Source organism: Fannyhessea sp. C0108B2 (genome assembly GCF_056583915.1).
On record NZ_JBWPJQ010000001.1, the window covers coordinates 148,888 to 162,691 of the forward strand.

13 protein-coding genes and 1 tRNA gene are annotated in these 13,804 nt (G+C 42.2%); 3 read left to right on the top strand and 11 right to left on the bottom strand.

Annotated features, from left to right (window positions below):
• Positions 1 to 26 precede the first annotated feature (26 nt).
• The 3 genes from AC1DBT_RS00680 to AC1DBT_RS00690 form a co-directional block, all read right to left on the bottom strand.
• Positions 27 to 515: a DUF2871 domain-containing protein gene (locus tag AC1DBT_RS00680; RefSeq protein WP_480018194.1), complete on the bottom strand. Its 489-nt coding sequence runs from the start codon at positions 513 to 515 to the stop codon at positions 27 to 29.
• A complete protein-coding gene (locus AC1DBT_RS00685) occupies positions 455 to 1,132 on the bottom strand; it encodes a hypothetical protein (protein WP_480018195.1) in 678 nt (225 codons plus the stop codon). Before AC1DBT_RS00685 ends, AC1DBT_RS00680 begins: the two co-directional genes overlap by 61 nt.
• An 86-nt stretch (positions 1,133 to 1,218) precedes the next feature.
• Entirely contained in the window at positions 1,219 to 1,782 is a 564-nt protein-coding gene (locus AC1DBT_RS00690; protein WP_480018196.1) for a TetR/AcrR family transcriptional regulator, read from the bottom strand.
• A 321-nt stretch (positions 1,783 to 2,103) separates the two neighbouring features.
• On the opposite strand from AC1DBT_RS00690, the gene AC1DBT_RS00695 reads away from it, so the two are divergent.
• From AC1DBT_RS00695 to AC1DBT_RS00705, 3 genes are all read left to right on the top strand, one after another.
• Positions 2,104 to 3,321 (top strand): cysteine desulfurase family protein, encoded by a 1,218-nt coding sequence (locus AC1DBT_RS00695; RefSeq protein ID WP_480018197.1) that lies wholly within the window; start codon positions 2,104 to 2,106, stop codon positions 3,319 to 3,321.
• Between the two features lie 84 nt (positions 3,322 to 3,405).
• Positions 3,406 to 4,638, top strand: coding sequence for a tRNA 2-thiouridine(34) synthase MnmA (gene mnmA / locus AC1DBT_RS00700; RefSeq protein WP_480018198.1), 1,233 nt, complete (start codon positions 3,406 to 3,408; stop codon positions 4,636 to 4,638).
• 87 nt (positions 4,639 to 4,725) lie between these two features.
• On the top strand, positions 4,726 to 6,006 hold the full coding sequence (locus AC1DBT_RS00705) for a lysylphosphatidylglycerol synthase transmembrane domain-containing protein (protein ID WP_480018199.1): 1,281 nt from the start codon (positions 4,726 to 4,728) through the stop codon (positions 6,004 to 6,006).
• A 130-nt stretch (positions 6,007 to 6,136) separates the two neighbouring features.
• Here the strand turns inward: AC1DBT_RS00705 and AC1DBT_RS00710 are convergent.
• The 8 genes from AC1DBT_RS00710 to mreD form a co-directional block, all read right to left on the bottom strand.
• Positions 6,137 to 6,211 (bottom strand) — tRNA-Val (locus AC1DBT_RS00710).
• A gap of 204 nt (positions 6,212 to 6,415) precedes the next feature.
• Entirely contained in the window at positions 6,416 to 7,465 is a 1,050-nt protein-coding gene (gene trpS / locus AC1DBT_RS00715; protein WP_048597108.1) for a tryptophan--tRNA ligase, read from the bottom strand.
• 145 nt (positions 7,466 to 7,610) lie between these two features.
• Positions 7,611 to 7,859, bottom strand: coding sequence for a 50S ribosomal protein L27 (rpmA, locus tag AC1DBT_RS00720; RefSeq protein WP_006303002.1), 249 nt, complete (start codon positions 7,857 to 7,859; stop codon positions 7,611 to 7,613).
• Positions 7,860 to 7,910: 51 nt separating this feature from the next.
• Entirely contained in the window at positions 7,911 to 8,261 is a 351-nt protein-coding gene (gene rplU, locus AC1DBT_RS00725; RefSeq protein WP_006303003.1) for a 50S ribosomal protein L21, read from the bottom strand.
• Between the two features lie 226 nt (positions 8,262 to 8,487).
• Positions 8,488 to 9,828 (bottom strand): hypothetical protein, encoded by a 1,341-nt coding sequence (locus AC1DBT_RS00730; protein WP_480018200.1) that lies wholly within the window; start codon positions 9,826 to 9,828, stop codon positions 8,488 to 8,490.
• Between the two features lie 75 nt (positions 9,829 to 9,903).
• Positions 9,904 to 11,190: an FtsW/RodA/SpoVE family cell cycle protein gene (locus tag AC1DBT_RS00735; protein WP_480018201.1), complete on the bottom strand. Its 1,287-nt coding sequence runs from the start codon at positions 11,188 to 11,190 to the stop codon at positions 9,904 to 9,906.
• A gap of 9 nt (positions 11,191 to 11,199) precedes the next feature.
• On the bottom strand, positions 11,200 to 13,236 hold the full coding sequence (gene mrdA, locus AC1DBT_RS00740) for a penicillin-binding protein 2 (RefSeq protein ID WP_480018202.1): 2,037 nt from the start codon (positions 13,234 to 13,236) through the stop codon (positions 11,200 to 11,202).
• A gap of 9 nt (positions 13,237 to 13,245) precedes the next feature.
• The gene (gene mreD / locus AC1DBT_RS00745; protein ID WP_480018203.1) at positions 13,246 to 13,803 is read right to left on the bottom strand and encodes a rod shape-determining protein MreD; all 558 of its coding nucleotides are present in this window, start codon (positions 13,801 to 13,803) and stop codon (positions 13,246 to 13,248) included.
• Between the last annotated feature and the right edge of the window lies 1 nt (position 13,804).

Below are 13,804 nucleotides of genomic sequence, written 5' to 3' on the forward strand. Positions count from 1 at the left end.
AGACATGGAGCAATTCCGTGTACATGCTACTTTTCCGAAAAAGATTCTGCTGACGCATTTCTTAAAGAAAGTAGCAACAAAACAAGTCCAGTGCCCACCAGCACATGAGATATACCAGCAAAGCCCGTCAAGACCATCGAAAGTTGCTGTGAAATGGTGCATCTTGTAACCTGGATTATGCCTCGCATAGTCATAGATAAAGCCAAGCTCGGCAAGCCAAGATTATACACATACAAAAAAATGCGAAACGTTTTGTTTTTCTCCAACGCCTGCGTACGGGTAAATAATGCCAAGAGTAAAAATACAAACATTCCTAAAATAAAAAGATGCGTATGCACTTTACCTAAGCTTGTCACGCCACTAAAATCACAGTATTTGGTAAACTCACGATAAAAAATACCGCTAGCTGCTGCTGCTCCTGCATAACACAAAGTCAAATTAAAATATTTTCTGTTCATAATAAAGCTTCCTTTCTCTCCTTTTTCCAAGCCTGATAAGCAATTTGGATCATCCACAAATATGCACAAGTTTTTGGAACCATCAAAATTCCGATTGCAGGAAACGTCTCAGAAGCAACAACTACTGGCAGATAAAAAGCAAAACTGAGCGCGATCGTCACCCAAAGATAACGAAAATCAGCATCTTTTTTCTGATAAGCACAACGGTAAAACAGGACAAGCAACAGTAAACCTATGAGCGTAAAAGGAATATTTCGATAAATTCCCCACATTAAAGGAGGTTGTGAACTTAGCCACTCGTTTTGAGGTAAAAGCACTAATAATCCTCGCAACGCTACCAAGAACCACACCAAAAACGTTAGACCCTTCTGCTGCTTAATCTGATACCGTTCACGCCAAACGTAGTAAAGCAGAAGATAGAATAGTGTCATGGTCAATGATGTGATCAATTTTCCAATACCCAAGGCAAATGGATAAGCTGCTATACCTAAAGTATTCAAGGCAATTATCCTTGGTACCAAGTGAAAAGTATCTCCTATGCCCAAAACCAATGCCATAATCCCAAACAAACGAAATTGTTTGATATCACCAGCTGATGTAACTAACTTAAAACCTGCACAGATTACTACCACCAAATAGGTGGCATCAAAAATCGTTTCAAAAACGGCTTGCATTATTCCTCCTTATAATATGAACATTGTTCGATTTGGTCCAAAATAAAATTTTCTCCGCGCATCCAAAAGGGAAAGCGAGAAAATTCTTATTTGCAATAAATAATTCGTCTAATTATCTCGATCAAAACCGTAGAATTAAAATCTTTCTGCAGCATCAGAGACATCATATGCATGATAATAAAATCAACAAACTCATCTTCTGTAAAGACATCACTGAATACGTCAGGCTGTACCGCCTGATCGTTTTGCAAAACCTGCAGCATATTTGTTTTCATCTTCGCCAAATAGTTTTGCATCGTCTTTTGTCCCTTTGCCTGACCTCGCGTAGAAAAACTAAGCGAATGGACCGTAAAGAAATTGGGGTATTTCAGGATTCCCCGCTTAAGATGCTCAAAGAAATTCGTAATATAGCGATCGAAAGGTAAAGCCGCATGAGTTAATTTTTCACTGTTAAAAATATCATCCCAAACACTCTCGACAGTTGCCAATAGAAGTTCATCTTTAGAAGGGAAATAATAATACAGCGAGCCTAATGCCACATGACAGAGCTGCGCTACTTTCCTCATATTGACAGCAGTCAAACCAGACGTGGCAACAAGTTGACGACAAGCAGTAAGTATCTCTTCTCTTGAAGTTACGGCTGTATTCATTTTCACCTCCCTACTGAACATTGTTCAGTTTGCATAGTTAGAATTGTAGGACCCCTGCAGCTCGCTGTCAATCCTATTACCGAGGCTTATGATTGCGATATCAGAATAAGGCTCGCGCAATAAAAACGGTGGTTAATTACACACGTAAGTCGAACACTAACTAAAACAACTACGTCTCTGAAAAATGCGTGACAACTACCGATATGTGCTCTTGAACCCTTTCATCATGTATAATTACAAGCATGTAAAAAACGTGCAACAGGCATAATCAGCCATATGCATAACCTTAAAAACGCTTACATCAACATGTAAAAGGACACCATGGAAGTTTATCTTGACTACGCAGCAGCAACCCCTATGGATAAAGAGGTTTACGAGGCACAACTCCCCTACTTTACTCAGAAGTTTTACAACCCTTCTGCTTCTTATTGTGTAGCGCAAAAAATTCGGCAAGATCTCAATAATGCAAAGACGCATATTGCACAAACACTTGGTACAAAAAGCGCATCAATAGTTATGACGGCAGGCGCAACAGAGGCAAATAATCTTGCTTTAGCATGTGTAACTGGCCCCGTGATCTCTGATTCGCTTGAGCACGATAGTATCTTGGCATGTGTTAATCAACGCGAGCATACGCTGCTGTGCCCCACAAAAGAGGGTTTTATTACACCTGAGAACCTCCAACAAGCTCTTACACCACAGACACAACTGGTTTCTATAGAATATGCAAATGGCGAAATCGGGGTAATACAGCCGCTACGAGAGCTTGCTAAAGTTATCGAACAAGAACGTTACCGCAGGCTTGTTCATCATGAAACAACCCCTTTGTTTTTTCACGCGGATGCATCTCAAGCAGCTCTTACCTGCTCGGTTAATGTGTCCTCATTAGGCGTAGACCTTATGACCTTATCGGCGGCTAAAATTTATGGACCAAAACAGGTTGGGCTTTTGTACGTATCGCCAAACGTTGCACTCAAACCACAGATTTTAGGTGGCGGACAAGAAGGCGGCATGCGTTCTGGTACCGAAAATGTTGCAGGTACCATAGCATTTGCCAAAGCTTTAGAACTCGCTCAACAATATCGAACAAGTTCAGGACTTCAAGAACTTAAGCGCAATAGAAATTTTATGCAAAAACAATTAACTCGTTTATTCAAATGCGCGGTAATTTCGGGCCCTCGCAACGATCGACATCGCTTACCAGGGTTGTTACACATATCATTTCCCTATCTAGAAGCACGTCGCCTTATTATTTTATTGGAAAATATGGGCGTCTACGTTGCAACAGGTTCTGCATGTGCAGCTAGTAAGATGAAAATTTCCCATGTACTCAAAGCACTTGGAATACCAGAATACATAGCACAGGGATCCTTGCGAATTACCCTTGGCAAGCACACGACTCAAGAAGAAATAACCTATGCAATTTCTAGTATAGAAAAGGCAGTTAACTCTGAAATGCATCGCCTTAACCTTACTGACAAAATCATATGCGAAAGAATGAATAATGAATCTGTAACAGCGCTGCATACTACTGCATAACGCATCAACAGTTTTCATGCGCATGTGTTTAAACGTATATTTTACAAGCAATGTCCACATCAAACACCTAGAACGGATGAGCTTATGACAACAAATACACCACACGAAACAGACACAGCCCTTGATACGCCTTCCCCGCTAAAACCTGAAGCAGATTTAGACACCCTGCTCAATGCCGTAATTACCTCGGCTCAAGAAATGCCTGCACGCCCTTCATACGCTCCTTTCGGCGCGCGCGTATATCTTGGTATGAGTGGTGGCGTAGATTCGGCATTATCTGCTGCCTTGCTCCAAGAATGGGGGTATGACGTTAAAGCAATCTACATGCGCAACTGGTCGCGCGATTTACCAGGTTTTAAGTGCACATGGGCAGATGATCTAGCGGATGCAGAGCGACTTGCTGTTAAATTAGGCCTTACCCTAGAAGTGTGGGATTGCGAAAAAGAGTACAAAGAAACAGTTGTTGACTACCTCATAAATGCATACCAGCACGGATTTACACCAAACCCTGATGTAATGTGCAATCAAACGGTAAAGTTTGGCACCTTTGCAACGCGCGCCTTTGAGCACGGAGCAGATTTTATTGCAACGGGACATTATGCGCGCGTCTATACCGATAGCCACAGCCACGTGCATTTGTTACGAGCAGCAGACGAACATAAAGATCAGACGTATTTTCTTTGGCGTGTAAAGCCTTCCTTGCTTGAAAAAACTATATTCCCTATCGGATCAATTGCGTCTAAAGAAATTGTTCGCCATATGTGCGCTACACGCGGCTTAGGCATAGAATCAAAACCAGATTCGGACGGCATCTGTTTTATTGGCGAGGTAGGTATTCGCACATTTTTACTTGATACACTCTCCAAACGTGCAGGTGACATTGTTGAATGGGAAACTGGTAATGTTTTAGGTCATCATGACGGAGCATTTCTGTACACCATTGGCCAGCGCAAAGGCTTAAATTTGGGTGGAGGACCTGCACGCTATGTTGTTGGTACCGATACCGAAAAAAATCGTGTATATGTTACCGCCAATACCAAATGTCCTGATTTATGGTGCCAAACCATGGTATTAGACGATGTATATCTTCTTAATGAATCAATTGACGAACGCGCCCTATATCAAGTCCGCCTTCGTCATACCGGAAAACTTCAAGATGTGCATGTAAAACCAATACATGATCATAAAATAGAGCTGTATTTTGAAAGTGCTGTGCCAAAAATTGCTGCAGGACAAAGTGCTGTTATCTATCAAGGAAAAATTTGTGTAGGTGGCGGCATAATTCAAAAGCAACCCCTGCATCTTTCGTGGTGTTAAAAGAACATGCGGTAAAATATAAACCTGTTGAGCATCTGTTCTACAAAAGCCTACAGAGCACAAACACACACGAAAGGAGGTGCTACCTTGCAACAGCCACAGGCAACTCGTCAAAGCAAAACAACTCGTGATGTAAAAAATCGCGCAGCAAAAAAAGTTTCGATACGCGTATCAGCATCATCAAGTGTCAGCGAGAACCAAGAACAAGCAGAACAGCAAAGTATGTCTCTTGTTCGTAAGAGCTTACTATTTTTATGTGCTGTTGGGGTAGCATATCTTCTTTATCTGGTATTTTCAGGTCAGCTAGACGAATTTATTGAAGCTCTTCAAGGTGTTAACACCGATTGGGTTATATATGCCATGCTCTGCTACGTAGTCTACTACATTTTAGGCGTAAGCGCGTATGTTATAGCAGTTATCAAAGACCCACATAGTCCTGTTGGTATACGCGATCTTATGAGTGTAGAAGCGTCGGGCATATTTTTCTACAACTTAACGCCTAACGGTGCAGGAGGTCCTCCTTCACAAATTTTTAGGCTGACGCGTGCAGGACTTTCAATTGCGCAAGCAGGAGCCCTTGAATATACTCGTTTTATTATTTACGAAGCAGGCGAAGGCATATTCGCAGCCCTTATGATGATTTTTAGAGGCCACTATTTCTTTGAAACCTACGGCGATGTATTTTACGTAGGGGCAGCACTGTTCCTCTTTAAAATTCTGCAGGTATTTGGCCTACTTGCCGTTTGCCTTTGGCCACAAAGTATCGCAAGTATTGCTAAGTTTGTACTTCGTATGATGTCTCACATTGGCTACTTTAGAAAAACCTGTCAAGCATGGTCAGCAACACTGGAAACGCAGATTATAGAATTTTCTCACGGTTTTAAATCGGCTGCAAAAAATCTGCCAGAAATGTTTCTTGCTCTTGTTATAACACTGTTTCAGCTGGGCTGCTTATATGCCCTGCCATGGTTTGTTCTTAAAGCATTTGGTTTACCTGCAGATCTTCTCACGTGCCTTGCCTGTGGAAGTATGCTCGAATTGCTCACCTCCGCTGTTCCGCTACCAGGTGGTACACTTGGTGCCGAAGGCGGTTTTGCGTTCCTATTCATGCCAATGTTTGGGGTAAATACCGCTGCAGGTTATGTAGTATGGCGTATGGTCGAGTATTTCTTACCCGTTCTTGCAGCTGTTCCATTACTGGGACTACGCTCCACACACCAAGCAACTATACATGCACGATGGACTCACCTAGAAAAACGAGTTAAACGCCTCGCACAAAGAGGCATTAAAGAATATACATCGCCTCACAGCGATGGGGTAAGAATTGCTATACATAGCAAAACAAAATCTAGATCAAAAAAGAAATAAAGATTATAGCAACAATAAGCCTATAAAGTATTACGTCGATAAGCTCCTAAACATGGCGTTTATGCCTCTAGGAAGCATAAACAAAGTTATATACTTTAAATTATTACCTTATACATGGATTAAAAGAAAATGGTGGGCGTTAGAAGATTTGAACTTCTGACCTCTTCCGTGTCAGGGAAGCGCTCTCCCCCTGAGCTAAACGCCCACATCAAACAAAGCACATCTTAGGGTATAAACATGTACCGTAACACAACCCCTAACAACAGTGCGTAAGCTACTATAAATGAAAACACGCGCACATGCAAGTAAAGACGCGCCTTATGTGTCTATATTCAAAAGAAACATACAAACCAAGGTGAGTACACATAAAGGTTTGTGCGGACACAAACCCTTTGACCCTACTTCTACCTTAGTAAACCATACCCATTGCCTCACGAACTTCTGCAAGCGTCTGCTCTGCTTTGGCACAAGCGCGCGCATTGCCTTGGTGTAAAACATCTTTAATGTAAGACATATCCTGCTCAAGCTCACGACGCTTTGCGCGAATTGGCTCAAAGTAGGAATTAACAGCATCAATAACTAAAGATTTAAGCGCGCCTGAGCCTGCGTTACCAATCTCTTCGGCAATTTCTTGTGGATCACGATTAAGGCAAATACCTGCCGTGGTAAGCAGTGCCGAAACACCTGGGCGAGCCTCAGGATCAAAGGTAATCATACGCTCGGAGTCGGTCTTTGACTTCTTAATAAGTTTTGCAGTTTGCTGCTCATCCATACACAAAGAAATAGCATTGCCATAGGATTTGCTCATCTTGCGTCCGTCTAAGCCCGGAAGCAGTGGCATAGACGTAAGTAAGCCGTTTACCTCGGGAAAAACATTACCATAGCGCGCATTAAAACGATGAGCAATTTTATTGGTAGCTTCAATATGTGGAAGCTGATCGCGTCCAACTGGAACGATATTTCCCTTGCAAAAGAGAATATCGCAAGCCTGATGAACTGGATAGGTAAGCAACAAGCCCGTAAGTGCATGACCAGAGGCTTCTTGTTCGGCTTTAACGGTAGGATTGCGCTCCATTTCGGCTTCGGTAAGAAGCGACAAAAACGGAAGCATTAACTGATTTTCAGCAGGAATAGCCGAGTGCGTAAAAATCATAGTTTTATCTGGATCTATACCACAGGCAAGATAGTCAATAACCATGTTATAAACATTATCAGCAATGTGCTCGGTGGTGTCTCGATCGGTAATAACTTGGTAATCGGCAATTACAATATTGGTGTTAATACCCATATTTTGCAGACGAACACGCTCTTTGAGCGTCCCAAAGTAATGCCCCAGATGAAGCCTGCCCGTTGGTCTATCGCCAGTAAGCATAGTATATGATTGCGGATGAACAGCAAGATCTTGCTGAATAGCATTACTTGTTTCTAATGCTTTCTCATAACTTTTTTCGTTGGGCATCTTAACACCTCACAACTTTACCTGACCATAGCTTATGCTTACAGAACACGCCCTTGGCATCTTCAAACAGATACAAAATAACCCGCCTCAATCAGACGGGTTTATGTTAGATCACTATATAAAATCTTGTTTGTAAATTACAAAACTATGCAGTACGAACGTGTACAAAATGTTTTGCACCTTTTACAAACTCAACTTTACCGTCTGCTAATGCAAACAATGTATCGTCTTTGCCGCGACCAACATTCTCACCAGGAGTAATGTGTGTACCACGTTGACGAACAATAATCTGACCAGCTTTAATGTCTTGGCCACCAAAAACCTTGGTACCAAGGCGCTGTGCGTTGGAATCACGACCATTACGGGATGAACCCAAACCTTTTTTATGTGCCATAACTAACCTACCTTATACGTTCAATCAACTTAATCTTGCAACCCATAAGCCTTAAGCTTCGGTACTGTCTGCCTTTTTAGCAGCGGCAGAACGAGTAGTTGGTAAGCTTGACACAACAAGCTTAGTAAGGTTTTGACGATGTCCCTTTGTGCGGTGATAACGTTTACGTTTCTTGAGCTTAAACACAATGACCTTTTTGTCTTTGTATTGCTCAAGTACCTCACAGGTAACTTTTTTCTTTGATAACGTAGCGGCATCACAAATGGTTTTTTTACCATCATTGAGCATAAGAACGTCAAGCTTAACCTTGTCGCCAGGTTGCGCGTCGAGCTTCTCAACACTAATAATGTCGCCCTTGGCAACCTTATACTGCTTGCCACCAGTGGTAACGATTGCGTACATGTGCTAACCCTTCATTACAGTATCTGTGCAACAGCTCCCAATCTTACTCTAAAACCTGCGGTAAAGTCAATAAAGGGAAAGAAGACTTTTTATACAGCCGCATGGCAAGATAAGAACGTGCAGTTGAATGCACATTTTTTACCAAACGTATGGTTGTCTTCATAATAATCACAAAATAAAAAACAATACTCTCCCAAATAGAGTATAAAACTATGAGCAAGCCAATCTAAGAGCTTTTGATCTCGATATAGTGTTCTTTATCTTGATGATGCCTATCAGAAGACCACACATTATTATCTTCTGTTTTGTGCATATGTGAACTAAAAATTATCGGATACACAGAAGATGCGCAACTTATAGGCGTGGACACATTGTCATCTTGCAAATTTTGTAAGTGACGATTAAGAACATAACCACCATGGATCTGATCGTTGTGTTGTGAGGATAGGGTTTTACCTGTATGAATTGTTTCTTGTGCTCCCGTGCTATGCAATGCCGTACGCTGATTACGCTGTAGAGCGTCAACAACACGTTTAACAAAATCTGAACTATGTAAAAGGACATATCCATGCCCCATAAGGGTAACTGCACCATAAGCAATACAAGGCTTGATGACAGGCGAAAGCAAAGGAAGCCGCTTAGTAAGGCCGCGTGCAACACTGCGGCTTATATATCCTAAGCAGATAAGGCCTGCAACATCGAGGATCTTATGATCGGTATCGGCAACTGCGCTGGTACCAACATGTGCGCCTGCATTAGCATCAGCGTCGACATCTGAAGATACATACTGCAAAGATTTACCTGTACTAGAATTTGTACAATCCCCCACTGCATCCTGTGAAAATATATAAGAAGCATCATGAGCCTGTGTAGGTTTTGGATATAAACGTGAAAGCTCATGCAAGAGCTTAAACTCTTCGGCAATCATACGCGGCATATCACCTAAGCGCAAAATCTTTGGTAAAAAAGGATGCAACAGCGAATGAGTAGATGCTATATCGGTGATATTACGCCGATGACGATGTACAATTTCGTGTGCTAAAGCCTGCTTAAACCATGGATACGCACGAACTAGTTGAGCCTGGTAAGAAGCGTGATAACGTGCAAAATACTGTGAAAGCTCAGCTCTGCACGCATTGGACGTTTGTACAAGATATGAAACAACTTGCGTTTCGCAAGGAGCACTACCTTGTAAAATATTTGATATGGCAGAAGGCGTGCGGTTTTTAGCAATACTTACGAGAGGCACCAAAGCAGCATCGGCTTCTTGGATAAGATCTAAAAGCGGATGAGTGCACAAAGAAGAGCTTTGATGGTTGCTGTGATCGCAAGGATGACCGCAAGAGGATTTTTCCTCGTCGCCTATAAGAAATAAAGCATTGCAATCATTTGGTAGATGATCACCATCCGAAAGCTGCACGATCTCTACGTCACGTGTTTGAGGCGCAAGATAGGATTGCACAAGGTTAAACAAAGGTGCAGGCTGCAAAGTATATAAAGCAAAGACAAGCGTTTTTGCACCCGTATGATGAGGTGTATCCCCAGAAGAAAAATTTATGTCATTCATATCACAGCCATTCTCTTAGAACACGCAATACTTTTCTCTGTCTTGCATATACAACGCTTGAGGCCTTGCACGCTTTTATGCAGCTTTAGGTCGATGATGCCAAACCGATTGAACAAGACCAACGCTTAATAACTGCGCCACCATAGAAGAAGAACCAAAACTTACAAATGGGAGCGGAATACCTGTAATAGGCATAATGCCAATACACATGCCGACATTTTGTAATAACTGAAACGCCCACATCGTAGCACAACCAACAAGTACAAGTTTACCAAAGGGAAGATCAATTTTTTGCGCGAGCAGCAATGTTGAAAAAATCATGAGGCCAAAAAGCGCCAACAAAATACAAGAACCGACAAAGCCAAATTCTTCGGCAAGCAGAGCAAAAACAAAGTCGGTATGTGCCTCGGGCAAAAATCCACTTCCTGCCTGAGAAGCACCGCCAATACCTTTACCCCAAATGCCTCCTGATCCAACAGCAATTTTAGCCTGCTGAAGGTTGTAACCAAAACCACCAGGATCAACCGTGGGATCCATAAACACAATAAGTCGATTCATTTGATACTGTTTAAGAATATGGGGCAAACCTTCGGTCATCGAGCAAAAAATAACAACCGCGGCTAATAAAACGATAAGAGCAATTGTACTCAATACCCAGGCTTTTTTTGCGCCGGAGCAAATAATAATTGACGCGCCAACCACCATAACAATAAGACCAGTACCAAGGTCGGGTTGAAGCAAAATCAAAATAAACGGAATGCATAAAATGGCACAAAGCTTAATATAATCTTTCAACGATTCTATTTTGCCGTTATATGCGCTCGAAAGCGATGCCATGAGCAAAATAACAACGATTTTAGCAGGCTCGGATGGTTGAAAACGCAAACCCAAAAGCGGCAACTTTACCCAGCCCGTTAAACCTTTTGCTTGAACTCCAAGGCCTGGAATAAGCGGCATCAAAATAAGAATAATGACCAACACCAAAAGTGAGGAATTCATGCGAGAAAGTGCTCGATAGTCATATTTCCACAAAGCGGCTGCTAAAACAAGTCCAAATACAATTCCACCAACATGTCGTACAAAAGACGCCTTTGGTATGGTAAGTGACGCTGTATAAATGATGAGCGCACCGAATGCAACAATAAGCAAGGCTGGAATAAGTTGCATAAGATACAGCGGTCCATCAAAGTGTCCATAGGTAGACTTAAATCCTGCGAGACGTGCAAAGAAGACTGATAAAGATGACCTCACTTTTGATGAGGCAAAAGTACGGTGTGTATCTTTGTGTGCAGAAGTTAACCGGGATTTGCGATGGCTCCGTGCAAACGTGTAATGTTGTTTTGCGTTAGGTTCTTTGTTCATAATAATCCCTTATCGTGCACCCATCTTATCAACCAACGTTGAGGTATCAGGCTCATGATAGATAGCACCTAATATATCACGCACCACGTACATAGCGCCTTCGCTACCATAACCACTGTTTTCAAGAACACTTGCAACAACATAACGTGGATTATCATAAGGCGCATAAGCAATAAACCATCCTGTTGGCGTCTCATGAGACGTTTCGGCAGTACCAGTTTTACCTGCAACTTTTTCTTTCATATTGGTAAAATGTGAGGCTTGCGCTCGCGATTCTTCATAAATCACACCATACAAACCTCTTTGTACCAAATCCATGTATTCATCATTTTCATCAACGGAAATGCTGGTAGAACACTTGTAATCGATAATCGATCCAGAGTTAGACGTTGATTTAATTGATTTCATAAGATGAGGTTGAGGAATTGTTCCGCGATTAGCAATGCCAGCATAGATGCACATCATTTGGAGCGGCGTAACAAGTAAATCACCCTGTCCTATAGCAAGGTTTGTATTATCACCACCCTGCCAGGCTTTTGCATCGTCAGGATAGGAAGCAAAATATTCACGTTTCCATTTTTCATCTGGAATACGACCTTGAAGCTCACCAGGTAAATCTATATGAAATTTTGAGCCAAGACCCCATTTTTTGAACGTTTGTTGCAAACCATCTCTATTAGATGAATAGAAAAACCTCTTACCAACTTCGTAAAATACAACGTCGCACGAATTAGTAATACCCGTTTGAAGCGTCATAGGACCATGTCCAGTATGCAACCAACAGTACTGTCCAAACGCAGAGCCAAAGCCCGTCCAATATCCCGTACACATATAACTTGACTGCGGTGTAGCAATTCCTTCATTAAGCGCAGCAAGTGTCGAAAGTGACTTAATAGTAGAAGCAGGCGGATATTGACCTGCAATACCTCTATTCAATAAGGGATTATGGCTAGATTTGGATGAGAGCATATCCCAATCATCGCTAGAAATACCGCCAACAAACATATTAGGCGAAAAAGAAGGAGCCGAAGCCATGGCCAGTATTTCTCCGTTGGTAACGTCCATAACCATAGCGCAACCAGCACAACAATCACGCTTGCCGCTGCTTTGTAAGCGTTTAATGGTTGCATCAAGCGAATCTTCTGCTGCTTTTTGTATATCGGCGTCAATGGTGAGTACAACATCCGAACCACTTTGTGCATCCACACTGCTGCTTTGAGTGACAATATTGCCGTCAGCATCAACAAATACTACCTGTTCACCCTTAATGCCTTGCAATACGTTTTCATACGACGCTTCAATCCCCGATTGGCCGACCACATCTCCGGGCTCATAAACAATTTTCCCTTCGTCTTGAGAGTCTTGAGATGATTTGAGCTGATCAGACGTAATAACACCGGTATAACCCAACACTTGGCCAGCGAGCGATCCTAAAGGATACGAGCGTTGACTACGCGCTTCAATTGAAACACCACTAAAAAGCGAAGGGTGCGCATTGATATAAGAAACAACGCGACGAGAAACATCAACCGCAATAACACGACCACGCTGCAAACCTTGCAAAGAATCTTCGATCTTAAGACGAAGCACAGCCTTTGGAATACCGATAAGGGTTGAAAGAAGCTGCATCTCTATTTCATCTTCGAGGACGCTTTGTTCAGCAATAACCACCAAACTTGGACGATTGCCAACCAAAACGGCACCATTTCTATCGAGAATGCGACCACGCGCGGCATGCGTTGAAATTGAACGCGTACGGTTTTTTTCGGCCTGCTCGGTATAAGAAGACGAGGAAATAACCTGCATATTCCACAAACGCATAAACAAGGCCGCAATAACTGATCCTGCAAAAACGCCAGTTCCAATAATACGAGGCTTAAAATGTGAGGAAGGCGAGTTTTCGACACCACCCGACGCCCGCGGTGTACTGCCGCCGCCTATATCAAGGGTAAAACGACTTGAAGACTTTACTTTAAGCAAAAATACCGCAATAAGCGTGCAAATTAAAATTGTTAAGAGAATAATAAGAATTACTATAAAATTCATCGCAGCGTCCTAAAGATGTAGCGAAGGACTGTGAGATGAACGCAGCTGAGACATGCGCGAACGACCAGACGTTGTACCGCTTAGTTTGCGGAAAATCAATACCAGAGGCACAAAGGCACACGAGGTTAAAATAAAGACTGGCAAAACACGATAAATAAGAGCTGTCACAAATGATGTTACCTCGCCACAGGCAAGCATAACTATAAAATGAATAAGGCATAGCGCAAGCGTGAGTGCACTAAATACCAGAGACGAAGTAGCTACATCTTCAAAAACATTAAGATGAATTTTAGTGATAGTTACATATGACACAATGCTGAGCAAGCATGACATAATTCCAACAGGTTCACTACTGAGTAAATCAAAGAGCAAACCTGCCACAAAAGCGTATATAATCGAGGAATTATCGCGTTTTGAAAGCGAACAGATAACCACAAAAATAAGCGCAAAATTAATTTGTCCAGCAGCTAAAACAATATCGGGTGCCAATGCAACTTGAAGTATGAAACATATACACGCAAAAGGAAGTATCCGATTTTTCTTCTGCGATACAGCAGGCGCAAGCATG